At 74.3% G+C, this 22,156-nt stretch carries 24 protein-coding genes; 13 read left to right on the forward strand and 11 right to left on the reverse strand.

The window, feature by feature from the left end; translation table 11 throughout:
* Nucleotides 1-41: 41 nt before the first annotated feature.
* Both ACZ6Y1_RS03860 and ACZ6Y1_RS03865 read right to left on the reverse strand, forming a co-directional pair.
* Complete coding sequence (locus ACZ6Y1_RS03860; RefSeq protein WP_469622306.1) at nt 42-995, reverse strand: MASE1 domain-containing protein; 954 nt, start codon at nt 993-995, stop codon at nt 42-44.
* A 124-nt stretch (nt 996-1,119) separates the two neighbouring features.
* Nucleotides 1,120-1,956, reverse strand: a complete 837-nt coding sequence (locus ACZ6Y1_RS03865) for a PP2C family protein-serine/threonine phosphatase (RefSeq protein ID WP_469622309.1) — start codon at nt 1,954-1,956, stop codon at nt 1,120-1,122.
* Nucleotides 1,957-2,086: 130 nt separating this feature from the next.
* On the opposite strand from ACZ6Y1_RS03865, the gene ACZ6Y1_RS03870 reads away from it, so the two are divergent.
* Together ACZ6Y1_RS03870 and ACZ6Y1_RS03875 are read left to right on the forward strand one after the other, a co-directional pair.
* Nucleotides 2,087-2,857 (forward strand): MBL fold metallo-hydrolase, encoded by a 771-nt coding sequence (locus tag ACZ6Y1_RS03870; RefSeq protein WP_469622312.1) that lies wholly within the window; start codon nt 2,087-2,089, stop codon nt 2,855-2,857.
* Nucleotides 2,858-2,948: 91 nt separating this feature from the next.
* On the forward strand, nt 2,949-3,380 hold the full coding sequence (locus ACZ6Y1_RS03875) for a VOC family protein (protein WP_469622315.1): 432 nt from the start codon (nt 2,949-2,951) through the stop codon (nt 3,378-3,380).
* Here the strand turns inward: ACZ6Y1_RS03875 and ACZ6Y1_RS03880 are convergent.
* Nucleotides 3,310-4,803 (reverse strand): sensor histidine kinase, encoded by a 1,494-nt coding sequence (locus ACZ6Y1_RS03880; protein ID WP_469622317.1) that lies wholly within the window; start codon nt 4,801-4,803, stop codon nt 3,310-3,312. The two genes, ACZ6Y1_RS03875 and ACZ6Y1_RS03880, sit on opposite strands and share 71 nt — an antisense overlap.
* Entirely contained in the window at nt 4,796-5,473 is a 678-nt protein-coding gene (locus tag ACZ6Y1_RS03885; RefSeq protein ID WP_469622319.1) for a response regulator transcription factor, read from the reverse strand. The genes ACZ6Y1_RS03880 and ACZ6Y1_RS03885 overlap by 8 nt, the downstream gene beginning before the upstream one ends.
* Nucleotides 5,474-5,609: 136 nt before the next feature.
* On the opposite strand from ACZ6Y1_RS03885, the gene ACZ6Y1_RS03890 reads away from it, so the two are divergent.
* A complete protein-coding gene (locus ACZ6Y1_RS03890) occupies nt 5,610-6,218 on the forward strand; it encodes a hypothetical protein (protein WP_469622321.1) in 609 nt (202 codons plus the stop codon).
* Between the two features lie 64 nt (nt 6,219-6,282).
* Complete coding sequence (locus ACZ6Y1_RS03895; protein ID WP_469622323.1) at nt 6,283-7,134, forward strand: hypothetical protein; 852 nt, start codon at nt 6,283-6,285, stop codon at nt 7,132-7,134.
* A gap of 117 nt (nt 7,135-7,251) precedes the next feature.
* Here ACZ6Y1_RS03895 and ACZ6Y1_RS03900 read toward each other — a convergent pair whose 3' ends face one another.
* The 3 genes from ACZ6Y1_RS03900 to ACZ6Y1_RS03910 form a co-directional block, all read right to left on the reverse strand.
* Entirely contained in the window at nt 7,252-8,490 is a 1,239-nt protein-coding gene (locus tag ACZ6Y1_RS03900; RefSeq protein ID WP_469622325.1) for an FAD-dependent monooxygenase, read from the reverse strand.
* Between the two features lie 156 nt (nt 8,491-8,646).
* A complete protein-coding gene (locus ACZ6Y1_RS03905) occupies nt 8,647-9,963 on the reverse strand; it encodes an LCP family protein (RefSeq protein ID WP_469622327.1) in 1,317 nt (438 codons plus the stop codon).
* Between the two features lie 103 nt (nt 9,964-10,066).
* Entirely contained in the window at nt 10,067-11,698 is a 1,632-nt protein-coding gene (locus ACZ6Y1_RS03910; RefSeq protein ID WP_469622330.1) for a N,N-dimethylformamidase beta subunit family domain-containing protein, read from the reverse strand.
* 263 nt (nt 11,699-11,961) lie between these two features.
* On the opposite strand from ACZ6Y1_RS03910, the gene ACZ6Y1_RS03915 reads away from it, so the two are divergent.
* Nucleotides 11,962-12,951: an Acg family FMN-binding oxidoreductase gene (locus ACZ6Y1_RS03915; protein WP_469622333.1), complete on the forward strand. Its 990-nt coding sequence runs from the start codon at nt 11,962-11,964 to the stop codon at nt 12,949-12,951.
* An 88-nt stretch (nt 12,952-13,039) separates the two neighbouring features.
* On the opposite strand, the gene ACZ6Y1_RS03920 is transcribed toward ACZ6Y1_RS03915, so the two are convergent.
* The 3 genes from ACZ6Y1_RS03920 to ACZ6Y1_RS03930 all read right to left on the reverse strand — a co-directional run bounded on the left by ACZ6Y1_RS03920 (nt 13,040) and on the right by ACZ6Y1_RS03930 (nt 16,555).
* Nucleotides 13,040-13,501 (reverse strand): DUF7144 family membrane protein, encoded by a 462-nt coding sequence (locus ACZ6Y1_RS03920; protein WP_469622336.1) that lies wholly within the window; start codon nt 13,499-13,501, stop codon nt 13,040-13,042.
* A gap of 119 nt (nt 13,502-13,620) precedes the next feature.
* Nucleotides 13,621-13,818 (reverse strand): hypothetical protein, encoded by a 198-nt coding sequence (locus ACZ6Y1_RS03925; protein WP_384582447.1) that lies wholly within the window; start codon nt 13,816-13,818, stop codon nt 13,621-13,623.
* 112 nt (nt 13,819-13,930) lie between these two features.
* Nucleotides 13,931-16,555 (reverse strand): winged helix-turn-helix domain-containing protein, encoded by a 2,625-nt coding sequence (locus ACZ6Y1_RS03930; RefSeq protein WP_469622339.1) that lies wholly within the window; start codon nt 16,553-16,555, stop codon nt 13,931-13,933.
* Between the two features lie 272 nt (nt 16,556-16,827).
* Between ACZ6Y1_RS03930 and ACZ6Y1_RS03935 the strand changes: the two genes are divergently transcribed.
* From ACZ6Y1_RS03935 to ACZ6Y1_RS03945, 3 genes are read left to right on the forward strand one after another with little or no spacing between them, the layout of a single operon-like run.
* Entirely contained in the window at nt 16,828-17,244 is a 417-nt protein-coding gene (locus ACZ6Y1_RS03935; RefSeq protein ID WP_469622342.1) for an SHOCT domain-containing protein, read from the forward strand.
* A 58-nt stretch (nt 17,245-17,302) separates the two neighbouring features.
* Nucleotides 17,303-17,722 carry a DUF6325 family protein gene (locus ACZ6Y1_RS03940; RefSeq protein WP_469622345.1) on the forward strand — a complete coding sequence of 140 codons (420 nt, stop codon included), beginning with the start codon at nt 17,303-17,305 and terminating at the stop codon, nt 17,720-17,722.
* 25 nt (nt 17,723-17,747) lie between these two features.
* Nucleotides 17,748-18,068, forward strand: coding sequence for an SHOCT domain-containing protein (locus ACZ6Y1_RS03945; protein WP_469622348.1), 321 nt, complete (start codon nt 17,748-17,750; stop codon nt 18,066-18,068).
* Between the two features lie 35 nt (nt 18,069-18,103).
* Here the strand turns inward: ACZ6Y1_RS03945 and ACZ6Y1_RS03950 are convergent, their stop codons facing one another.
* Nucleotides 18,104-19,111: a glutathione S-transferase family protein gene (locus ACZ6Y1_RS03950; RefSeq protein WP_469622351.1), complete on the reverse strand. Its 1,008-nt coding sequence runs from the start codon at nt 19,109-19,111 to the stop codon at nt 18,104-18,106.
* 164 nt (nt 19,112-19,275) lie between these two features.
* On the opposite strand from ACZ6Y1_RS03950, the gene ACZ6Y1_RS03955 reads away from it, so the two are divergent.
* The 5 genes from ACZ6Y1_RS03955 (at nt 19,276) to ACZ6Y1_RS03975 (ending at nt 22,078) form a co-directional block, all read left to right on the forward strand.
* Nucleotides 19,276-19,944 (forward strand): nucleotidyltransferase family protein, encoded by a 669-nt coding sequence (locus ACZ6Y1_RS03955; RefSeq protein ID WP_469622354.1) that lies wholly within the window; start codon nt 19,276-19,278, stop codon nt 19,942-19,944.
* The gene (locus ACZ6Y1_RS03960) at nt 19,941-20,195 is read left to right on the forward strand and encodes a hypothetical protein (protein WP_469622357.1); all 255 of its coding nucleotides are present in this window, start codon (nt 19,941-19,943) and stop codon (nt 20,193-20,195) included. Before ACZ6Y1_RS03955 ends, ACZ6Y1_RS03960 begins: the two co-directional genes overlap by 4 nt.
* Nucleotides 20,192-20,956 (forward strand): metallophosphoesterase family protein, encoded by a 765-nt coding sequence (locus tag ACZ6Y1_RS03965; protein ID WP_469622360.1) that lies wholly within the window; start codon nt 20,192-20,194, stop codon nt 20,954-20,956. The genes ACZ6Y1_RS03960 and ACZ6Y1_RS03965 overlap by 4 nt, the downstream gene beginning before the upstream one ends.
* 69 nt (nt 20,957-21,025) lie before the next feature.
* On the forward strand, nt 21,026-21,562 hold the full coding sequence (locus ACZ6Y1_RS03970; protein ID WP_469622363.1) for a hypothetical protein: 537 nt from the start codon (nt 21,026-21,028) through the stop codon (nt 21,560-21,562).
* A gap of 6 nt (nt 21,563-21,568) precedes the next feature.
* Nucleotides 21,569-22,078, forward strand: a complete 510-nt coding sequence (locus ACZ6Y1_RS03975) for a hypothetical protein (protein WP_469622366.1) — start codon at nt 21,569-21,571, stop codon at nt 22,076-22,078.
* Nucleotides 22,079-22,156: the final 78 nt, after the last annotated feature.

The raw sequence follows: 22,156 nt of genomic DNA on the forward strand, positions 1-22,156 counted from the left end.
GTGCTCATCGCTCCTTCAGGGGCGGGCGGCGGGCGCAGGTCTCACCGGTCGGGTCTCCCCCGGCTCAGCTGGTCCACCAGCTCGGCCAGGTCCTCACAGACCTGTTCGATCTTCAGCCGGACGTTGTTCTGCTCGGTGACGAGCGCCGACAGCAGCAGACCCGTCAGGGCGGCGGCCCCGTTGAGGGCCTGGAGGTTGACCATGATCCCGAAGAGGTCGTGGCCCGCGAACGGTCCGGAGCGGTCGATGGCGGCCGAGATCGCCAGAACGGAGATGATCAGGGCGCACGGCGCGCTCCCGGCCAGCTGGAAACGTACCGCCGCCCAGATGAGCAGCGGGAACACCAGGAACAGCAGGGACAGGGAGCTGCGGGTGGCCGCCAGCGTGACCGCCGCCGTCGCCGCCAGCAGAACCACCGCCTCGGCAGCGCGGTAGGCGTCGGCGGGCCGCCCGAGCTTCGGCAGGACGATCAGTACCGGGGTCACGATGAGCACCCCCATCGCGTCCCCCGCCCACCAGGCCCACCACGTCGGCCAGAAGTCGGCGGGCGGCAGGTCGCCGGTGAGCACCAGGGTCCCGGTCCCCACGGTCGCGCTGACCAGCATGGGGACGAGGCCGCCCAGGAAGACCAGGGCCAGCCCGTCGCGCAGCCGGTCCAGCTCGATGCGGAAGCCGGCCCTGCGCAGCAGCAGGTACGCGCACACCGGGGCGAGGGTGTTCCCGGCCACGATGACGAGGCCTGGCGGGTCGAAGGTGGCGATCTGCTCGATCGTGAGGTACGTGCCGATCGCGATCCCCGGCCAGATCCGGAGGCCCAGCCAGAGCAGGGCGGCGACGGCCACGCCGGTGGGCGGCCACAGGGGCGTGACCATCGCTCCCTCGACGACCACGCGGTGCCGCAGGCCGAGCCGGGCGCTCGCGTAGTAGACGACGGCGACGGCGAGGATCGGCAGGAGGACCGCGGGGAAACGTCGCCAGGGCTCGATGCGCACCACAGCATCAGACAACAGTCGCCGGGCCGCGCGGACCGTGACACGCACGATCGGCGGGTCAGGGCCCGGCATGGCCGGTCGGCGCGGCCCGGTCCGTCAGCGGCCGCGCCGGCCGGTCACGGCCCCGTCACGGCTCCGCAACGGCCCGCCCGGGCCCGTCGTGGCTGAGGACGAGCACCGCGGCGTCGTCGGCGTGACCGGTTGAATCGGCGACCTTCATCACCTCGGCGGCCAGCTCCTCGGGATCGGTGCCCGCCCCTTCCCGGACCACGCGGACCACGCGCTCCAGCCCCTCGTCGATCGGGAACGCCGGGCCCTCGACCACTCCGTCGGTGAGCAGGACGATCGACCCGGCGGCGGCGATCCGGCGGCGGGTGACCGCGTAACCGCCGCCGGGCAGCATGCCCAGCGGCGGGCCTCCGGCGTCCTCGGCGATCCCGTACCGGCCGTCGACAGTGGCCCAGACCGCCGGTACGTGGCCGGCCCGGGCGCTTTCGATCTCCCAGGTCTCCGGGTCGAAGCGGAGCAGGGTGCAGGTGGCGAACAGTTCCCGGTCCATGGCGAGCAGCACCTCGTTCGCCCTGGTCAGCACCTCGCCGGGGTCGTCGACCACGGAGGCCACGGCGCGCAGGCCGATGCGGACCTGCCCCATGAAGGCCGCCGCCTCCACGTCGTGGCCCTGTACGTCGCCGATGGAGAAGGCGAGGGCGCCCTCGGACAGCCGGAAGCCGTCGTACCAGTCCCCGCCTATGTCCAGGCCGTGCCGCGCGGGCGCGTAGCGCGCCGCGGCGCGCAGTCCCGGCACGACGGGCAGCGAGGCCGGGAGCAGCTCGCGCTGCAGGGCCTCGGCCAGCTCCACGCGGGCCTGCTGGAGCTCCACCCCTTCCCGGGTCTGCGCAGCGAGCCGCCGCAGGGTGCTCAGCAGCTCGGCGCTGGTCGCCCGCGGTGTCCGCCGCGGGCTCATCGACCGCTCCGAGGTGCAGGTGAATCCATTCGCCTCTGCTTCCGGTGTACGAAAAGCCCGCCCCTCATCGTATTTCCGGTCGGCCCGCCGCGCGCGCCCCGCCGGGGGCGGGCGCTCCTAGACTCCCGGGATGACCAGTGATCTTCTCCGTTTGACGGTTCTCGGGTCGGCGACGCCGTACCCGGACGTGAACAACGCCTGCTCCGGCTACCTGGTGTCCGGGGGCGGCACCCGGGTGTGGGTGGACGCGGGCACCGGGACGCTGGCGCAGCTGCGCCGGCACGTGCGTCTGGACGAGCTGGACGCGATATGGATCTCGCACCTGCACGCGGACCACACCGCGGACCTCCTCACCGCCTACTACGGCGCGCTCCACGCGGACGTGCGGCTCGCGGCGCCGATCCCGCTGTACGGGCCCGCGGGCATCGCCGACCGGCTGGCGCACTTCCTCACCAACACCGCCGCCCGCAGCCCCGTCGAGTCGGCGTTCGCCGTCCACGAGCTGTACGACGGCCACCGCGCGCGGGTCGGCGCGCTCACGCTGACCAGCCGGTCCGTGGATCACGGTGTGCCCGCCTTCGCCGTACGGATCGAGGGCGCGGGCGCGTCCCTGGTGTACTCGGGGGACACCGCCCCGTGCGCCGCGCTGACCGAGCTGGCCCGGGGGTGCGACGTACTGCTGTGCGAGGCGGACAGCGCGGAGGCGCCGGCCGTCGGCCCGCAGGTGCACCACACGCCCGAGGACGCCGGTGACACGGCGGGGGCGGCCGGGGCAGGACGGCTGGTCGTCACGCACGTCGGGCCCTCCCTCACACCGGAGGGGGCGGTGTCCCGCGCCGCCGGGCGCTACCGGGGACCCGTGGAGTACGCGGCGCCGGGCGCGGTGTTCGTCGTCCGTTAGGACGCACCCGCGTTTTCGGGGTGCGCGGGGGCGGCCTCGTGGGCGACGGTGGGACCGGCCGGACCCGCCGGCGCAGCTGAGGAGGTTCTGCGTGAACTGGACACTCGAAGTGGTCCTGGTGCCCGTCACCGACCTGGACCGGGCGAAGGAGTTCTACGCCGACAAGGTGGGCTTCACGGTCGACCTGGACGCCGAGGTCGCCCCCGGGGTGCGCATCCTGCAGCTGACGCCGCCCGGCTCCCGGTGCTCCATCACGCTGGAGCGGGGCATGCCGCCGATGCCCGGAACCGAGCGGATGGAACCGGGGACCCTGCGGGGCCTCCAGCTCTGCGTCACGGACATCGAGGCGGCCCGCGACGAGCTGGTGGCGCGGGGCGTGGCGGTGTCACCCGTCCGGCACATCGGTGCGAGCGGGTGGGAGGACGGGAAGGGCGACACCTGGAACTCGTTCATCACCTTCGCGGATCCGGACGGGAACGGCTGGATCGTGCAGGAGGCCCCGTCGGAGCTGTCGGAGCGCTGAGCTCCCGGTCCGGTGCGAGCGGCAGGCGGACCACGAAGCGGGCCCCGCCCGGGGAGTCCTCGGCGGTGAGCGTGCCGCCGTGATGGGCGGTCAGGTCACGGGCTATGGCGAGGCCGAGGCCGGCCCCGCCGTGGTCGCGGCTGCGGGCGTCGTCGAGGCGGGTGAAGCGTTCGAAGACCCGCTCCCGGTCCTCCGGCGCGATGCCCGGACCGTCGTCGGTGACCTCCAGCACCGCGCCGTGCCCGTCGCCGCCCAGCACCAGCCGGACCTCGCGGTCCGCGAAACGCTGTGCGTTGTCGAGCAGGTTCGTCACCACCCGGGTGAGCCACAGTTCGCTGCCGCTCACCACGAGCGGGGGCGCCGGCTCCGTCCGCACGGGGACACGGTCACCGAGGCGGGCGTCGACGGCGGCCCGGACCAGCACGGTCAGGTCGAGCGGGACGGCCGCCACGGGCTGGGCCGCGTCGATGCGGGCGAGCAGGAGCAGGTCGGCGGCGAGCTGCTGGAGCCGCTCGGTGTCCTCCAGCGCGCCGCCGATCAGCTCGGGCCACAGCTCGGGATCCCGGACCGCGAGGGCGACTTCCAGCTGGGTGCGCAGCACGGTGATGGGGCTGCGCAGCTCGTGCGAGGCGTCGGCGATGAACCGGCGCTGGCGGACGCCCGAGGCCTCCAGCCGGTCCAGGGTGGTGTTCATGGTCTGCGCGAGCCGCGCGACCTCGTCGCGGGTGTCCGGCACCGGGACCCGGCGGTGCAGATCGCGGTCGGTGATGGCCGCCACCTCGGCGCGGATGGCCTCGACCGGGCCGAGGGCGCGGCCGGTGACCCGCCAGGTGACGAGGCCCACGGTGAGCAGGAGCAGCGGCACGCCGAAGGCGAGCGCGGCCGTGGTGGTGTCGTCGGCGGCGTCGACGTCGCGCAGGGAGGCGCCCGCGTAGACGGTGATGGTGCCGGTGGGCGTCTCCGTGGTGACCTGGACGACCTGCTGGCGGTGTTCGACGCCGAGCGGGCGGCCCTTCCAGGCGCGCACGCGCCTGCCGGGGACCGGGGGTTCGACGGGGCCGATGGGCGGCACTCCGGCCAGGTTGGGGGTGGCCAGCACGACGCGGCCGTCGGCTCCGACGACCTGGACGAAGTCCACTCCGTGGACGAGCGGCCGCACCCGGTCGAGGTTCCCGGTGGCGGCGAGCCGGGCCACGGTCTGTGCCTGCCGCAGCGCGTCCTGCTCGGCTCCGCGGACCAGGTTGGTCTCCAGCAGCCCGAGGAGGACGTACGAGGCCAGGGTCAGGGCGAGGGCGACCACGGCGACGGCGCCCGCGGTGGCCCGGGCGCGGACGGTCGTGGGCCAGAGGCGGCGCAGGCCCGGCAGCCGGCGCAGGCGGTCGAGGCCGTGAAGGGGGCGGCGCGGGGCCGCGGACTCAGCCACCGTCGGCCGCCAGCCGGTATCCGGCGCCGCGCACGGTCTCCAGCGCGGCGCGGCCGAACGGGGCGTCGATCTTGCGGCGCACGGCGCTGATGTGGACCTCGACGACATTGGGGTCTCCGTCGAAGGCGCTGTCCCAGACCTGTTCGAGTATCTCCCGCTTCGGTATCACCTCGCCGGGACGGCGGGCGAGGTATTCGAGTACGGCGAACTCGCGCGCGGTGAGGCGGATCTGGGTGTCGCCGCGGGCGCACAGGTGGCGGGCGGGGTCGAGCAGCAGGTCCCCGAAGCGCATGGTCTGCGGGCTCCGGCGGCCGGTGCGGCGGCCGAGGGCGCGGAGGCGGGCGACGAGGACGAGGTAGGAGAACGGCTTCGAGAGGAAGTCGTCGGCGCCCGTGTCGAGGGCCTCCGCCTCGTCGTACTCGCCGTCCTTGGCGGTGAGCATGAGGATGCCCGATTCGATGCCGGCGGCGCGCAGCCGGGCGCAGACCCGGTAGCCGTTGAGGCCGGGCAGCATGATGTCGAGCACGATCACGTCGTAGTCGTGCTCGGTGGCCATCCACAGCCCTTGCGGGCCGTCGTGGGCCAGGTCCACCGTGAATCCCTCGGCCTGCAGCCCCCTCTGCAGAGCCATGGCGAGCCGCCGTTCGTCCTCCACCACCAGTACGCGCATGGCGCCCAGGGTCTCAGGCGGGGCCGGCGCGAGGCTGAAGGGGTCTTCAGGAGGCTTCAGGTGGGCTTCAGCTTTCCTTCCGCATGCTCTGGGCGAGCAGCCGGGCGCAGTGTCCGGGGTCATGAGGAGCACCTGTATGTCTGAGTCTTTCCCGCCGCCGGAGCAGCGGCCGCATCCGGAGCCCGAGGCGACGGCGCAGTACGAGCAGCCGGCCGCGGAACCCGCGAAGTCCGGTCCCGTACGCCTCGTTCCGCGCGGCAGGGGTGCCCGCTGGGCGGCGCTCGGCGCGGCCGTGGTGCTCGTGGGCGGCGGGGCGGCCGCGCTGACGGTGCTGGCCGTGTCCGGCCACCACCGCGACGGCCACCCGGTCCGGGTCGCGGTGCGCGAGGGCGGTCCGCAGGGCCCGCACGAGGCCGGTCCCGAGGGGCTGGGCAAGGGCGGGCGGCCCGAAGGCATGGGCAAGCACCGCGAGTGGCTGCCCGGTGGGCCCGGTGAGCACGGCGCCGGGGGCCCGAAGAAGGCGGCTCCCGCACCGCTGCCGTCGCTGGCGGTCGGCGAGGCGGCGGAGAAGGCAGCCGCGGCGGTGACCGGGGGCAAGGTCGAGGCCATCCGGGTGGTCGGCCAGGAGGGCGGCGGGAGTGCGTGGCGGGCCGTCGTGGTGGGTCCGGACGGCGTCCGGCACGCCGTCACGGTGTCCGGCACGGACGGCGCGGTGACGGGCAACGTGGTGCTGTCCGGCCGCTGAGGCGGCCGGGGCGGCGACGGGCCCGGGGCGGCGGCCCCGGTGCGGACTGAAGTAGCGTTCGGTCATGAGCATGCCCCCGCCGCCCCAGCAGTCCCCCGGCCCGTACGGGCCCCCGCAACCCCACGGCCCCTACGGCGCAGGGCAGTACCCGCAGCAGCCGTACCCGCAGCAGTACCCGCCGCAGCACCATCCGGCCCCGTCCTTCCCGCAGCAGCCCCACCCGGGCCCGGGCGGCTGGGGGCAGCCGCCGGTGGGTCCGCCGCCGCGCGGGAACCGGACCGGCCTGGTGGCCGGGATCGTCGTCGGCTCGCTGGTCGTGCTCGGCGCCCTCGGGTTCGCGGTGAAGCAGCTCGCGGACGCGGGATCGGCGGTCAGCGGATCCGGTTTCCCCGCGGCGGAGTACCGGCTGACGGTGCCCAAGACCCTGCTGGCCGGCAGGTTCGAGCTGGTCCAGGACATGTCGGAGACCGAGGGGAGGAAGGCGCTGAAGAACAGCTACGACCCGAAGATCCGCAATCCGCAGCCCGTGGTCGGCCAGTACTCCTCCTCGTCGGCGACGGCACCGGGTGTCCTCGTCGTCTCGGGGATGTACGGCCAGTTCAAGGATCCCGCCGGCGCGCGCAGGAAGATGCTGGAGGGTGCCGCCGACGCCGACGGTGCGACCGTCGCGGTCCCCGCCCGGGAGATCACTCCGCCCGGTTCCGACGTCGCGGTGTCCTGCCAGGTGCTGACCTCGAAGCAGGACGGCACCACGGTCAACGTGCCCATGTGCGCCTGGGCGGACGGGAACACGGGGGCCTCGGTCGCGGTCGTCACCCCGGAGACCTCGGCGCAGGCTCCCGGCTCCGTGGACCTGGCCAAGGCCGCCGAGATCACCGCCCGGGTACGTGCGGAGGCCCGGCAGCCGATCGGCTGACCGGACGCGCGCTGGCGGGTGACGCCGCGGGCGTCGGTCGGCCGACCACCCTGGGAAGACCGTCGTGACGCACCGGCCCCTCGACCCGGGCTGCGCGACCCCGAGCGTTTCGACCCCTCAACGGGTCTGCGCCATGGCCTGGCCGCCGATCCCCGCGGCGCCCGCCAGCTGTCCCCGCCACCAGGACTCCGCCTCGCCGCGGCCCATCGCCGCCCAGTCGGGGGTCCGTTCGACCTGTGCGCGGCCCAGGCGGCGGGCCAGCGCCACCAGTTCGCGCCCGGCCGCGCCCCGCGCCTCCTGGTACGCGTGCAGCAGTTCCTCCCACGAGCCGGCGGCGCGCCAGGCGGATTCGAAGGCGGCCGCGTCCTGCAGCGCCTTGGCCGCCCCGCTGGTGTTGTGCGGGCGCACCACGGTGGCGGCGTCACCGGCCAGGAGCAGACGCCCGGCGGTGGTCCGGGCGGTCTCCAGGTCGTAGATGGGCTGGACGAAGGTGTCCTGCGGCGGGGTCAGGGCGAGCACGCGGGCCCAGTACGGAGGGAACTCCCGGGCGAGCAGCTCGGCCAGCCCGTCGGCGAGTTCGTCGGTCAGCCGGCCCGGGGGAAAGCTCGTCGGGTCGTCGAGGCGCAGGTTCCCCGACCGCGGGGGCACCGCGTAGAGGACCCAGTTGACGCGGGTGCCGCCGTCCGGCCCGGGGATGCGGTAGACGACGCAGCTGCCGCCGGTGAAGCACACGGTGGTCACGGCGTCGGAGGGCCAGACGTCGGCGCCGGGCCCGTCCAGCAGCCGGGCGTCGAAGTTGCCGCGCCAGCAGACGTATCCGGCGTAGTGCGGCCGGGCTCCGGGGCACACCGCGTCACGGACCACCGAGCGGTACCCGTCGGCGCCGACGACGAGGTCGTGGCGTTCGAGGTCCCCGGTGGCCCGGCCCGCGAGCACCAACTCGGCCCGGCCGTCCGCCCCGCCTCCTGCGACCCCGGTCACCGTGACGCCCTGCCGGTAGACCACGGAGGCGGGAGTCGCCTCGCGCAGCCCGCGCCACAGCAGCCCCCAGTGGTACGAGTGGAAGGGGAACGGCTGCTCCCAGAACAGCTTCCCGGCGGGCGATGACGAGCCGTCCCGCACCACCCACCGGCGGCGGGTCAGCCGGTGCGCGGGGATTCCGGCGGGAAGGGTGCCCATGGCGCCGAGTTCGGCGGCCCGTTCGTCGTGCACACACAGGCCCACTCCCCGGTCGGCCATCCGCCCGCCGGTCCGCTCCAGGACCACCACCCGCTCCGCCCCGGCCCGCGCGGCCGCCGAGGCGAACGCGCAGCCCGCGATGCTCCCGCCCACCACTGCAACCGTTCCGCCCCGCATGCCCGCTCCTTCGTCCCGTCCCGCGCCGCCGGATCCGCCGGATCCGCCGGATCCGCCAAATCCATGCTGTCGGCCCGGCGGCGGGGAACGCGAGGGCCGGACGGACTATGGCGTCCGATCGGGTGCATCAGGCCGGGAATCGACGTTGTCCCCCGGTCAGTTGTCGACGCGGCTCGTCCCGGCCCGCCGGCCGCGGGAGCCCAGGCAGCCGAGGCGGTCGCCGGTGACCGGCGAGCCGTCGAGGGTGTTGCGGTCGTACGTCACCTTCTTGACGCCCACGGGACGGGTGCCGACGGCGACGTCGAAGTGCGCGTCGTGGCCGGGGACGACCTGGCGCCGGGCTCCGGGCATGGCCGCCGCCAGGGTCGCCGCGTCGTCCTCCAGCCCGGGCGCGTAGCGGATCACCGGCGGTCCCGCCGGGCGCCGTACGGGGGCCGAGGCCGAGGTGTCGGTGACGGCGAACCCGGCGGCCCGCAGGGCCGCGGCCACACCGGCGTCGTCCACGCGGACCTTGATGCCGGCGGGGTTGGTGCGCGCCGGGGTCTCGGGGACGGGCTGGATCCGGGTGTCGCCCGTGATCGGGCGGTCCGCCGCCAGCGCGTCCCACAGGGCCCGGGAGCGTTCCTCGTCCCAGACGAGGGTGGATCCCACCCCGGGCACCCGGTTGTCGAACAGCCGGATCGGGACGGTGGCGAACTCGGTCCCCTCCGGGCTCAGCCGGCCGAGCGTCATGCCGATGCGGACCAGGTCGGCGACGCCCGTGCCCGCGTCGGTGCGCACGGACCGGAGCAGGGTCCGTACGGTGTCGGCCGTCGCCACCGGGTCGGCGAGGGCGCCCTCGACGGTGAGGCGGCTCAGCAGGTCGGAGACGGCGCGCTGCTGGCGCCGGACCCGACCGAGGTCGCCGGGGTGCTCGGTGTGCCGGGCCCGCACGTAGCGCAGCGCGATCCGGCCGTCGGCGTTGTGGATGCCGGGGGTCAGGTCGAGTCCGGAGTTCTCGTCCTGGAGGTGCTTGTCGGTGCAGAGGGTCGCTCCGCCGAGGCCGTTGATCGCCTGCTCGAAGCCGGCGAAGCCGGTTTCGAGGTAGTGGTCGACGTGCAGGCCGGTGACCTTCTCGACGGTCTTGACCGTCAGGGGCCCGCCGCCCCGTTTCCAGGCGGCGTTGATCTTGCCGCGGACACCGGTTCCATCCGCGTACTCGACGTACGAGTCGCGCGGGATGGACACCACGCTCGCCCTGCGGCCGTCCTGCGACAGGTGGACGAGCATCATCACGTCGGTGCAGTCGCACCCGGCCCCGCCGACGTGCAGCCGGTTCTTCTCCGCTTTGGACAGTCCCTCCCGGCTGTCGATGCCGACGACGAGGACGTTCGTCCCGTGGCCGGACGCGGGGCCGGCGGCGGGCGGGCCGGCCCAGGCAGCGCCGGAGACCAGCGTGGTGAGGAGGGTCAGGGCGGTGGCGAGACGGAGCATCGGACACTCCAGGGCAGCCGGGGCCGACGCGTCGAGGTGTCGCCGGTCGGATGGTCGGATGGTCGGAGGCCGACGCTAGCGACTGCGGAGCACGGCGCTCCGGTTACACGCCGGAGGCTGGTCCTGTCGGCGTACCGTCCGGTCCGTAGTGGAGGGACACGGTGTCCAGCGCGGGCCGCGCGCTCCCCGCGGGGCCTGCCGCGAAGGCGCGCAGGACGTTCTCGGTGACGGTGCGGGTGAACCTCCCGGTGCGGGCGTCCAGTCCGTGTTTCACCTTCACTCCGGCGTGACCGGCCTCCAGGGATTCCACCCAGCGCATCGTGCCCGTCGCGAAGAGGCCCGCGCCGGACGGCAGCGAGGCGTACACGGCGTCCGCGTGGGAGTGCCGCCCTTTGCGCACGACCGGCGAGTGGGCCAGGATCTCGACCGGCCGCGGCGTGGGGTACCTCAGGTCGATCCGGTCGTACTCGACTCCGACCAGGTGGGGGAAGGACTCCCCCGCACCCGCCCCGGTGCCCGCCAGCAGCCAGTGCCCGGGCCGGGTCACGACGAGCGGCGCGTCGACCGGGTAGCCGTCGTAGAGGACGCCGAGCAGGCTGCTCTCCGGCTCGGGGGACGGCCGGCGCCGGAAGTCGTTCGTGGGCGGCAGACCGCGCCGGAACCCGGGGTCCAGCGCGTAGTCGTCCTTGTAGCAGACGACGGTCCGGTCGGCCCCGACGGCGGACTCCTGGAACCGGACGCGCCGGTAGCAGCAGTTGGCCCCGAACACGGCCAGGTTCACGCCCGCGTCGCGGGCCGCGGTCACGTGGTGGCGCTGCTCGGGGCTCCAGTACTCGTCGTGGCCGGGCGAGAGCAGGGCGACGGCCCCGCGGAGCAGTTCCGCGTCCCGCGCCACGTCGATGCCGGTGGCGTAGGCGAGCGGCATCCCGATGCACTCCGCGAGGGCGAGCAGGGGCGCCTCGTAGGTGAGGAACTGGCCCGCGCCGCGGGCGTTGGCGTAGGGCCGGTCGAAGGTGACGGCGAGGGAGCGCGAGCCGCTCCGGCCGGTGGCGCCCGTGTACAGGTCGGCACCGCCCCAGCGGTTGTACGCCTGCCAGGTGGCGACGGCGTTGGCGAAGAGCGTCCGGCCGGCCGCCGAGGCGGAGCGCACGGTGACCGGGACGTACCGCTGCGCCCGCTCGCCGGCCACGGTGTCCAGCCGCAGCAGGTAGTTCCCCTCCGGCCAGCCGGTCGTGTCGGCCTCGGCGGTCCGCCGCCACTCGGCGCGGGCGGTCCTCGTGGCCGCGTCGACCCGCGCGGCGGGCTGGAGCACCCCGGGCAGCACGGACGAGCGCCACACCAGGCGGGCGCGGGCGCCGCCGTACCAGCCCATGCGGTAGGCGGAGACGGTGTAGGAGGCCGCCTTCGTCGACACCCTCAGGCCGAGGGGCTCGCCGGGCAGGACGGAGGTGCGGTCGGCGAACCCCTCGATGGCGCGTGCCTTGCCGACGCGGGTGATCCGCCAGTCCGGATCGCCGGGGAGGCGGTTCTCGGCGGCCACGTCGAACCGGGAGGGCCCGGCAGCCCGTACCGGCACAGCAGCCGGTCCCCGCGCGGGTGCGGGCCCCGCGGCCGCCGCGGCCGCGGGCAGTGGCGCCGACACGACGAGGCCGGCCGCGAGCCCGAGCACCTGGCGGCGGGCCGGGCCCGCCCGGTGCCCGGGTGCCTCCGGTCCGGGGTCCTCGGTCCGTCCCATGGCCTCTCCTCGCCTCCAGGCCGGCTGCCGGCTGCCGGCTGCCGAGCCGGGCCGGGCCGGGCCCGGTCACCGTACGGCACACCGGTCCGGCCCCCGGGGCAACGACGGGCGGCGGCGTGTCCCCGACGCGGGCCGGTCGGCCTTCCCGGCCGAATCGCCACCGACTGAGACAATTGGTGCGAGAAGTGGTGAACGTGAACGCCGACCGGGCCGTGCGGGCCGCCCGCGAGGGCAGCGGCGCAAGCAGGTGAAAGGTGAATCCCATGACCGCTCCGCTCCTGGACGCGCCGGCCGTCGTCGCCCTCGTCGAGGACGCGATCACGGCTCCGTCCATGCACAACGCCCAGCCGTGGAGGTTCGTCCACCGGCCGGACACGGGCGTCATCGAGCTGCACGGGGATCCGGACCGGAGCATGCCCCAGGCGGACCCCGACCACAGGGCCCTCCACCTGAGCTGCGCCGCCGCCCTGTTCAACCTGCGCGTGTCCGCCGTCCACGCGGGCTGGGGGCCCGTCGTGGAGCTGCTGCCGGACAGCGGCGATCCGTGGTTCCTGGCCTCGGTGGCCCTGCGGTCGCCGACGTCCGCGGACGCCGACCTCGCCGTCCTCCATCCCGCTCTGCGGCGCCGTCACACCAGCCGCTTCCCCTTCACGGAGGAGGACATCGCGGAGCCACTGCTGGACGCCCTGCGCGGCGCCGCGCTCCTGGAGGGATGCCGCCTGGCCGTCCCGGACCCCTGGCACACCGAGACGCTGCTGGGCCTGGTCCACGATGCCGAGCACCGCGAGGACACGGATCCCGCGCTGCGCGCGGAGACCACGGCGTGGATGCGTACGGGTGCGCCCGGCGAGGAGGCCCGGCCGGACGGGATCCCGGCCGAGGCGTTCGGCCCCGTGCGGTCCGGCCCGGGGGCCACCGTGCGCGACTTCGGCCGCTCGCGCCCCCTGCCCGGCCGGGGATGGGCGGTCTTCGAACGCCGGCCGCACATCGCGCTGCTGGGCACGGCGGGCGACACGCCCGCGGACTGGCTGCTGGCGGGGCAGGCCATGCAGCGGGTCCTGCTGCAGGCCACCGCCGACGGGCTGGTCACCTCCATGACCTCGCAGCCCCTGGAGTGGCCCGAGCTCCGTCCGACGGTGCGCGACCCGCTGGTGGGGATGAGCCACGTCCAGATGGTGATCCGGCTCGGCTACGGCCCCCAGGGCCCCGCGACGCCGAGGCGCCCGGTGGCCGACGTACTGGACACGCGCTGACCGCCGGAACGGGAGGCGGGAACAGCGGCGGAAACGTCGGCGGTCCGGCCCCTGCGGGCCGGACCGCCGACGTTCGGGGAGCGGGTCCTCACTCGGTCTCGTGCGTCCAGCTCGTGCACAGGGCCCAGATGATGAACACGTCGACCGCGATGATGATGATCGACCACCACGGCTGGTACGGGAGCCACATGAAGTTGGCGATCACGCTCAGGCCGGCGAGGCCGATGCCCGCGCCCCTGGCCGCGTTCGAGCCGGCGAACAGGCCCAGGCCGGTGAGGACGAGGAGGATGCCGATGATCAGGTGGATCCATCCCCATGCCGTCAGGTCGAATTCGAAGACGTAGTTGCCGATGCGCGCGTACACGTCGTCGTTGGCTATGGCACCGATGCCCTGCAGGATCGCGAGGCACCCGGTCACCAGGAGGAGGACCGCGGCGAATACCGTGCCTCCCCTCCCGGCTCCGTCGCCCGGATCTCCGCTGTACAGCGGCGTGCTGCCCGGCGCAGGGCCGGTGTTCCAGTTCCCCCCGGTCGGAGTCGGCTGACCCATGGAACTCACCTCACAGTTGGCGGTAGTGCGCCGGACCGTTCTTCTCCTGCTCAACGGTCGCCCGGCGGACCGCTCCGGGTGATCACCCGAAGCGGGTGGTCTTCGGTTCGGACGCCGGTTCAGACCGGCAGCTGGCGCATTTCGAGCACCCGCAGACCCAGGGACCGGAAGCGGGTGAGGAGCCCGTACAGGTGGGCCTCGTCCGCGACGGTCCCGAGGAACAGCGTCTGCTCCCGGACGGGGATCCTGTCGAGCTCGGGGAAGTTCGCGGCGAGTGTCTCCGGTACCACGCCCGAAATACGGAATTCGTAGCGCATGGGGTACACCCACTTCTCTCGAACGGCTGACACCCGGCTCCACAGCGGCCTCACCTGCCATGCTGGGCCCCCGCGGACCGGCACGGCATCCCCCGGCGCGGGCGAGAAGGCCTCAGAGCAGGCCGAGGTCCTGGGCGCGGTGGACGGCCTCGCTGCGGCGGGTGACGGAGAGTTTGCGGTAGACGCTTTTCAGGTGGGTCTTGACGGTGTTGGCCGAGACGTACAGCTCGGCCGCGATCTCCACCGTCGACAGCATCCGGGCCGCCTGCCGCAGCACCTCGGTCTCCCGCGGGCTCAGCGGCTCCAGCAGCGGCTGCCGGCCGGCCGGGGAGGCGGCCGGGGAGGCGCCCGGGAGCCCCGGGCTCCGGGCGAGCAGCCAGCCGTGGAGCCGTCCCAGGTCCGGGTCCTGCCGCAGGGCGCGGCGCACCCACGGCCCGCTCTCGGCGAAGGTCCTCCGCAGCTCCTCCGGCCGGGCGAGCCCCAACGCCTCGGCCAGCCGCCGGCGGGCCTCCCCGACGGCGCCGTCCGCCGCGGCGGCCTCCGCGCGGAGCAGGCAGGCCCGCGTCCGTACCGGCGCGCTGAGGCCCTCGTCCGCCGGGAGGGCCGCCAGCGCCTCCACGGCGAGGCCGGCCCGCCCTGCGGCGAGGAGCGCCCCGGCGCGGGCCACCGCGTGCTCGGGCCGGCCGGCGGCCGTGGCGTCCACCCCGTCCAGGGCCGCGAGGGCGGCGGCGGCGTCGCCGTGGGCCAGGTGCACGGCCGCCTCGGCCGCCGCCAGCTCGGCCGCCGCCCACACCTGCGGCCCCGCGGCGGCCCCGGCCGTGGCCGCCGTGTGGAGGGCGCCGATGGCGGCCCGCCCGTCACCCTCGGCCACCGCGAGCCGGGCCCCGATGACGGCGGCCTCGACCGCGGCGACGCGCTCCGGCCGGGGGCCCGCCGCGGCGGTCGCCAGGTCGAGGTGGTCGCGGGCGGCAGCCAGGTCGTCGTGCTCGGTGGCGACACCCGCCAGGACGAGGTGGGCGACGCCGGTCCGCCGCTCCGGCGGGAGCGCGGACTGCTCGGCGACGGCGAGCGCCTCGTGCGCGTGCCCGGCGGCCTGCCGCAGCCGGCCGCCCATCAGCTCGGTCAGGGCCAGCGAGCCGAGCGCGTCGCAGAGCGGGTACTCCGTCCCCGGTGCCCCGCAGGCCTCGACGGCGGCGGTGAGGGCCGGCTCGGCCCGGTCGAGGCGCCCCGCCCCGAGTTCGGCCGCGCCCAGACCCGCCAGCATCAGGGCGCGGATCTCGGGGTGTTCGGCCAGCAGCGGACCGGGCAGCTCGCCGAGCAGGCGGTCGGCGTCGGCCGCCGCCCGTTCGGCGGCCGCCGGATCGTCGGCGAGCCGCCCCGCGAGCACGCCCACGAAGGCGCGGGTGAGCCTGGCCTCCGGGCCGGATCCGGGGGTGAGGCAGGCGTCCGCGCGCCGCAGCCCGGCTTCGCAGCCGGAGAGGTCCTGGTCGGGGAGGCGGCAGGCCGCCGCGACCAGCGCGGGCGCCGCGCCCGGCGTACCGGCCGGCATCTCCGCGAAGGCCCGGCCCAGCTGGTCGGCCTCCAGGCCGGTCAGGAGCCGTCCGATCGCCAGGCCGTCGACGAGCTGTTCCGCGGCGAACTGCCAGTCCCCGCAGGCCGCGGCCTGGGCCACGGCCTCCGGGAGGCGCCCGGTCCGGGCGAACCAGCGTGCCGCGCGTCCGCGCAGCCTGGGTTCGAGGCCCGGCCTGCGTTCCCGCAGGTGCGCGCGGAGGACCTCCGCGAACAGGGGGTGCAGGCGGTACCAGGCCGAGGTCTCGGCCTGCTCCAGGAACGCGTTGTCGCGGGCCAGTCCGGCGAGGGTCCGGGCGGCGTCGTCCCGGCCGGTCAGCGTGTCCGCGAGGTCGGGGTGGATCCGGTCGGTGACGCAGGCGCGCAGCAGCAGGTCCTGTGCGGGCCCGGGCTGGGCGTCGAGCACCTCGCGCAGGAGGTAGTCGGCGATGGTGGTGCGGTCCGCGGCGAACTGGCGCAGGAACGCCTCCGGGTCGGCGCTGCTCTGCATCGCGAGGGCGCACAGGCGCACTCCCGCCGCCCAGCCCTCGGTGCGCTCCATCAGCAGCCCGATTCCCGCGTCCGAGATCTGCAGCCGGTGCGCGCGCAGCAGGGCCTCCGCGTCCTCGTCGGTGAACCGGAGGTCCTCGTACCGGATCTCGGTGATCTCGCCCGCCGCGCGGTAGCGGTGCAGGGGCAGCAGGGGGTCGGTCCGGCTGGTGAGGACGATGCGCAGGCCCTCGGCGGCGTGGCGCAGTACGAAGTCCAGCCCCTCGGTGACGTCGGGCGCCTCGGCGGTGTCGAACTGGTCGAGGACGAGGACGGCGGGCCGCTCGGCCCCGGCCAGCGCCTCCGCCAGGCGCACCAGGAACGAGCGGGTGACCCCTTCGGCGCGGGTCGGCCAGCCGACCCCGGCGGGCAGCGCCGCCCCGCTCCGGTTCAGGGCCTCCAGGACGTACGCCCAGAAGGCACCGGGGGCGTCGCCCGGCTCGACGGTCAGCCATGCGGTGGGGCCGGGGGACGTGCCCTCGGCGGCCCAGTGGGCGGCGAGCACGGTCTTGCCCGAGCCGGCCGGGCCGTTGACCAGGGTGAGCGGCCCCTCCACTCCGGCGGTCAGGCGCTTGAGCAGTCCGCTGCGGTGGACAAGGTGCTTCGGTACGGCCGGGACGGTGAACCTGACCGTGAGCATGGGGTCACCGGTCGTCGCCGGGATCCCTGGAACCGGAGGTACGGCCTGTGATCGCCCCACGCCCTCCACTGAAACCGGGATCGGTGGTGATCACCAGTCGGGTCACCTGGCGGGGGTGATGCGCCGGCCGGGGCGCCCCGGGGGCCGGGGCTCCGGGCCCCGCCCGCCGCGGGCCGCGTGCTTCACCCCGGCGGGGTGAGGCGGCGGCCCGGCCCGCCGCCACATCCTTGGACCAGTCCCGGTACGGAACCCACGATCGACGGGAGAACGCCATGAACGGCGCGACGCTCGACCTGGCCTACGACTATCCGGTGCTGGGGGTGTTCTGGACCACCATGGTGATCTTCATCTGGATCCTGTGGTTCATGCTGCTCTTCCGGATCTTCGGCGACGTCTTCCGCGACGACGACCTGTCCGGCTGGGGGAAGGCCGGATGGTGCGTGTTCGTCGTCTTCCTGCCCTTCCTCGGCGTCTTCGTCTACCTGATCGCCCGCGGGCGCGGCATGGGCATGCGCGAGATGCAGCGGGTCCAGCAGAACGAAGCGGCCTTCCGCTCCTACGTGCGCGAGAGCGCCGGGACCCCGACCAGCCATGCCGAGGAACTGTCCAAGCTCGCCGACCTCAAGAACCGGGGCGACATCACCGCCGCGGAGTACGAGCGGGCCAAGGAGAAGGTCCTCGCGAGCTGAGGGCCGCCGCCGGGGACACACCGAGCAGTACGCTCGAACGCGAGGAAGGACAACGGACATGGAAGTGGGACCTGTCGACTACGTGGTCATCGCCTTCCCGGGCAACCGGTTCAGCGGCGAGATCGCCCCCGAACTGAAGGCGCTCGTGTCGAGCGGCACGATACGGATCCTCGACCTCACCTTCGTCAAGAAGGACGAGGACGGAACGGTCACCTACGTCGAACTCGACGCACTGGAGCCCGACGAGGCCTCGGTGTTCGACGACATCGAAGGAGAGGTCGGCGGCCTCTTCAGTCACGAGGACCTCGAACTGATCGCCGAGGACCTGGTTCCGAACTCGTCGGCCGCTCTGCTGGTCTGGGAGAACAAGTGGTCCGCAGCCATCACGAGCGCCATCCGCAGGGCCGGCGGTGAACTCGTGGCACACGAGCGGATCCCCGCGGCCGTGGTAGAGGCGGCGTACAAGAACGCAGCATGAGGGACACGAGGGAAGGGTGAGGACCATGCTTGGACGCCGCCTCGCGCGAGGAGGACGACCCGGGATCGTCGGTGTCGCCGCGCGCACCGCCGTGGTCGCGGGCACCGCGACGGCCGTATCCGGCCGGGTCGCCCGGCACCAGGCCGAGCGGGCCGCCGCGCAGCAGGTCGTGGAGCAGCCGGAGGCGTACGCCCCGCCCCCGCCCCCGCCCGCCGCCGCACCCGCGGCCGGAGGACTGACCGACGAGACGCTCGACGCCCTGGAACGCCTGGGCAGGCTCCACGAGCAGGGCGTGCTCACGGACACGGAGTTCGCCGTCCAGAAGGACCGGATCCTGCGGGGCTGAGCGGAACGCGGCGGCGGCCGGCTGCGGGAGCGGGATCAGGTCATGGGGTTGTGACCGGGCGGAACCGCTTCGCCGGGAGGGACGGGACCGGGCGCGGTACCCGCCCCGAAGGGGCGTCCGCCCAGGCCGGCGCGGTGGTGCGGGGTGAGCCAGACCGCCGGGTCGGGGCCGGCCGGCACGATGCCGGTGGGGTTGATGTCCTCGTGGACCAGGTGGTAGTGCCGCTTGATGTCCTCGAAGTCGACGGTGTCACCGAAGCCCGGCGTCTGGAACAGGTCCCTCGCGTACGCCCAGAGCACGGGCATCTCGCTCAGTTTCTGCCGGTTGCACTTGAAGTGGCCGTGGTAGACGGCGTCGAAGCGGACGAGCGTGGTGAACAGCCGTACGTCCGCTTCCGTGATGGTGTCGCCGACGAGGTACCGGGAGCGGTGGAGCCGGTCCGACAGCCGGTCGAGCCGGTCGAAGAGCCGCGTGTACGCCTCCTCGTACGCCTCCTGGGTGCCGGCGAAACCGGCTTCGTACACCGCGTTGTTGACGTCCCGGAAGACGACGTCGTTCACCTCGTCGATGTGCGCCCGCAGGGCGGGCGGGTACAGCTCGGGCGCCCGTGGGCGCTGGTACGCCGTCCACTCCAGCGACATGTCGAGCGTGATCCGGGGGAAGTCGTTGGTCACCACCTTCCCGCTCGGGACGTCCACGACGGCCGGCACCGTGATCCCCCGGTCGTAGCCGGGATCACGGGCGAGGTAGGCCTCCCGGAGGCGGGCGATGCCGAGCACCGGGTCCCGCCCGCCGGGATCGAGGTCGAAGGTCCAGCTGCGCTCGTCGTGCACGGGGCCGGCGACCGCCATGGGCAGGGCCTCCTCCAGCCCGAGGAGCCTTCGTACGATCACCGCCCGGCTCGCCCAGGGGCAGGCCCGGCTGACGACCAGGCGGTAGCGGCCGGGCTCCACCCGGTAGCCGTCGCTGCCGTCGGCGGTGATCCGGGTGGTGATGTACCGGGTGTCACGGGTGTAGCGCTCGCCGCGGCTCACGTAGCTCATGCCCGGCGCCTACCCGCGACACCGCTCTCGTACCGGCTCCGGTGACGGGGTTTCGGAGCTGCCGAATCGGCAAGGCGCCCGCTGTACGACGGCCGGGTCCCGCGCCGCCCCGGGAGCGAACCGGTCCCCGCGGGCGTTGCCGCGGCGAAGTGAGCGAGGCCCCCATGAACACACATCCCGCCCTCCAGCCGAGCCGGCCCGGCGGTCTCCCTCCCCCACCGGCGGAGGGCCTCAGCCCGCCGGCGCCGGCCGCCGGTCAGCTCCCCAGGGACCACACCCAGGCGATCCTTGAGGTCACCAAGCAGGTGGCGGCCCTGCTCAAGCGGTCCGGGCACCCCTTCGCGCTGGCCGGCAGCGTGGCCACGTTCGCGCACGGAGTGCCCGCCCGCTTCCAGCACGACACCGACTTCTGCATCCGCCCGGAGGACGCGGACGCCGTCATCGAGGCACTGGAGGCCGGCGGCATCACCCTGCGCAGGGCCCCGGAGGACTGGCTGGTGAAGGGCAGCGCCGGCGGCGAGGAGATCGACCTGATCTTCGAGCTGGCCCGTAAGCCGGTCAGCACCGAGCTCCTCGACCGGGCTTCCGTGAAGGCGGTGGACTCCGTCCGGATGCCGGTCCTGGCGCCGACCGACCTGATGGACAGCCGGATGGCCGCCCTGTGCGAGCACTACTGCGACTTCGGCGATCTCCTTCCCATGGCCAGGATGCTGAGGGAGCAGATCGACTGGGACCGGCTCGACCGCGCCCACCGCGCCGATCCCCTGCCCGACGCCTTCCTGTACCTCCTGGAACGGCTCCGCGTCATCGACCCCCGCGAGGCGACGCCATGACGAACACCGACACCGTCGAGTACCGCGTCGAGCACTTCCGCGACCGCCTGGCCCGCGACGACGTGTCCGAGCTGGGCGTCCGCGTGGAGGTGCGCGGATCGGGATTGCTGATCAGCGGATCCGTCTCGGACGGGGAGACCCGCGCGGCCGTCCTGCGGATCGCCGTGGAGGAACTGGCGGGCCTGCACTGGCAGGAGGACCTGACCGTGAACCACGCGGAGCCTCCCGTCCACGCCGAGGAGCTGTCGTGATCCGCGTGGCGGCCGTGGGCGACATCCACCTCGGCCCCGGCAGCGCGGGCATGCTGCGCCCGGCCTTCGACACCCTCGGAGACCGCGCGGACCTGCTGCTGCTGGCAGGCGATCTCACCCGGCACGGCACCGGGGAGGAGGCCCGGGTCGTGGCCCGCGAGGTGTCCGGGCTGCCGGTGCCCGTGATCGCCGTACTGGGCAACCACGACTACCAGAGCGATCAGCAGGACCTCGTCACCGGCGAACTGGTCAAGGAGGGCGTCCGCGTCCTCGAGGGCGACGGAGCGGTCTACGACATCGGCGGTACGCGGGTCGGTGTCGCGGGAACGAAGGGATTCTGCGGCGGTTTCGCCGGGCGCAGCGGGAGCGAGTTCGGCGAGCCGGAGATGAAGGCGTTCATCCGGTACACCCGCAGCTGCGCGGAGGGCCTGGGGCGGGCGCTGTGCGAACTGCGCGCCGAGGGCAGCGAGCTGCGGATCGCGCTGACGCACTTCTCGCCGGTACCGGACACCCTGGCGGGCGAGCCGCTGGAGATCTACCCGTTCCTCGGCAGTTACCTGCTGGCGGAGGCCGTGGACGAGGCCGGCGCCGACCTCGCGGTGCACGGGCACGCCCACCGCGGCACCGAACACGGCACCACCGCGGGCGGGGTGCGGGTGCGCAACGTCGCCATGCCGGTGATAGACCGCGCCTTCGCGCTCTACTACCTCCCCCCCGGCGACGGGCACCGGCAGGCGGCCGATCGGCCTCCACCCGTTTGAGCAGGCGGGTCGAGGGCAGGCGCGGCGTCGAACGTCCGAACGAGACAGACGGGCACCGCGGAGGATCAGATGTCCACCAGCACACTTCTCGCCATCATCATCCCGGTCGCCGTCGTCGTGATCGTCCTCGGCATCGCCGTGTGGATGTTCCGGCGGCGGCGCCGGCTGCAGGAGCGGTTCGGTCCGGAATACGAGCGGACCGTGCAGAGCACGGGCAGCAGGCGCGCGGCCGACACGGAGCTGCACAAGCGCGAGGCCCGGCACGACGACCTCGACATCAAGGAACTCCCCGCCGAGGAGCGCCGGCGCTACACCGAGGCCTGGGCCACCGTTCAGCAGCGGTTCGTCGACCGCCCGGAGGGCGCGGTGTCGCAGGCGGACGACCTGATCACCCACGTCATGCGCGACCGCGGCTACCCCACCGGCGGATTCGACCAGCAGGTGCGCGAACTGTCCGTCGAACACGGACGCACCCTGGAGCACTACCGCGCGGCGCACGAGGTCAACGAACGCAGCAGCAAGGGGCAGGCAACCACGGAGGAGTTGCGCGGGGCCATGGTGCACTACCGCGCGCTCTTCGACGAACTGGTCGGAACGGCGAGGTGACCGGACATGCATGAGGACGAAGAACGGCGCACGGAGGAACAGGGCCTGACCACGGAGCAGTTCGCCCGCGCCGGGGACGACGAGCAGCGCCCGCTGTACCCGGGTGAGGCGACCGCCGACGACACCCACGAGGCGGACCGCGGCGAGATGCGGCAGGAGGCCGACCTCACGGATGCGGAGGAGTCCGCGTACGGGGACCGGGGCCCGGCCACCCCGGACGCGTCCGGCCCCGAAGGGGAGTCCGGACCGGAAGCCCTGCTGCCTGAGCAGGAGGCCGAGGGCTACCGGAACGCCTGGAACGAGATCCAGGGCCGTTTCGTCGACGACCCGCAGGGTGCGGTCCGCGACGCCGACGGCCTGGTCGCCGAGGTCATGCAGACGCTCGCCGGGGTCTTCTCCGAGCACAAGAAGGAGCTGGAGGGCCAGTGGCGGCAGGGTGAACAGGTGGCCACCGAGGAACTGCGGCTGGCGCTGCAGAAGTACCGGTCCTTCTTCAGCCGGCTGCTGCGGACCTGACGCCGCGGAAACGCCCCCGCACGACCCGGGGGCGTCCTCCTGTGCGCTGCGTGGCCGCCGGCCGCGATACGTGTCCTC

This window comes from Streptomyces sp. NPDC053432 (assembly GCF_055585365.1).

Excerpts from the sequence above, each read along its gene's own strand:
- ACZ6Y1_RS03935 (WP_469622342.1), top strand. The coding sequence starts at position 16,828 with ATGAACGGCGCGACGCTCGACCTGGCCTACGACTATCCGGTGCTGGGG.
- ACZ6Y1_RS03955 (WP_469622354.1), top strand. The coding sequence starts at position 19,276 with ATGAACACACATCCCGCCCTCCAGCCGAGCCGGCCCGGCGGTCTCCCT.
- ACZ6Y1_RS03865 (WP_469622309.1), bottom strand. The coding sequence starts at position 1,956 with ATGAGCCCGCGGCGGACACCGCGGGCGACCAGCGCCGAGCTGCTGAGC.
- ACZ6Y1_RS03885 (WP_469622319.1), bottom strand. The coding sequence starts at position 5,473 with ATGCGCGTACTGGTGGTGGAGGACGAACGGCGGCTCGCCATGGCTCTG.
- ACZ6Y1_RS03970 (WP_469622363.1), top strand. The coding sequence starts at position 21,026 with ATGTCCACCAGCACACTTCTCGCCATCATCATCCCGGTCGCCGTCGTC.
- ACZ6Y1_RS03930 (WP_469622339.1), bottom strand. The coding sequence starts at position 16,555 with ATGCTCACGGTCAGGTTCACCGTCCCGGCCGTACCGAAGCACCTTGTC.
- ACZ6Y1_RS03905 (WP_469622327.1), bottom strand. The coding sequence starts at position 9,963 with ATGCTCCGTCTCGCCACCGCCCTGACCCTCCTCACCACGCTGGTCTCC.
- ACZ6Y1_RS03870 (WP_469622312.1), top strand. The coding sequence starts at position 2,087 with ATGACCAGTGATCTTCTCCGTTTGACGGTTCTCGGGTCGGCGACGCCG.
- ACZ6Y1_RS03925 (WP_384582447.1), bottom strand. The coding sequence starts at position 13,818 with ATGCGCTACGAATTCCGTATTTCGGGCGTGGTACCGGAGACACTCGCC.
- ACZ6Y1_RS03895 (WP_469622323.1), top strand. The coding sequence starts at position 6,283 with ATGAGCATGCCCCCGCCGCCCCAGCAGTCCCCCGGCCCGTACGGGCCC.
- ACZ6Y1_RS03900 (WP_469622325.1), bottom strand. The coding sequence starts at position 8,490 with ATGCGGGGCGGAACGGTTGCAGTGGTGGGCGGGAGCATCGCGGGCTGC.
- ACZ6Y1_RS03945 (WP_469622348.1), top strand. The coding sequence starts at position 17,748 with ATGCTTGGACGCCGCCTCGCGCGAGGAGGACGACCCGGGATCGTCGGT.
- ACZ6Y1_RS03975 (WP_469622366.1), top strand. The coding sequence starts at position 21,569 with ATGCATGAGGACGAAGAACGGCGCACGGAGGAACAGGGCCTGACCACG.
- ACZ6Y1_RS03920 (WP_469622336.1), bottom strand. The coding sequence starts at position 13,501 with ATGGGTCAGCCGACTCCGACCGGGGGGAACTGGAACACCGGCCCTGCG.
- ACZ6Y1_RS03960 (WP_469622357.1), top strand. The coding sequence starts at position 19,941 with ATGACGAACACCGACACCGTCGAGTACCGCGTCGAGCACTTCCGCGAC.
- ACZ6Y1_RS03950 (WP_469622351.1), bottom strand. The coding sequence starts at position 19,111 with ATGAGCTACGTGAGCCGCGGCGAGCGCTACACCCGTGACACCCGGTAC.
- ACZ6Y1_RS03915 (WP_469622333.1), top strand. The coding sequence starts at position 11,962 with ATGACCGCTCCGCTCCTGGACGCGCCGGCCGTCGTCGCCCTCGTCGAG.
- ACZ6Y1_RS03890 (WP_469622321.1), top strand. The coding sequence starts at position 5,610 with ATGTCTGAGTCTTTCCCGCCGCCGGAGCAGCGGCCGCATCCGGAGCCC.
- ACZ6Y1_RS03910 (WP_469622330.1), bottom strand. The coding sequence starts at position 11,698 with ATGGGACGGACCGAGGACCCCGGACCGGAGGCACCCGGGCACCGGGCG.
- ACZ6Y1_RS03940 (WP_469622345.1), top strand. The coding sequence starts at position 17,303 with ATGGAAGTGGGACCTGTCGACTACGTGGTCATCGCCTTCCCGGGCAAC.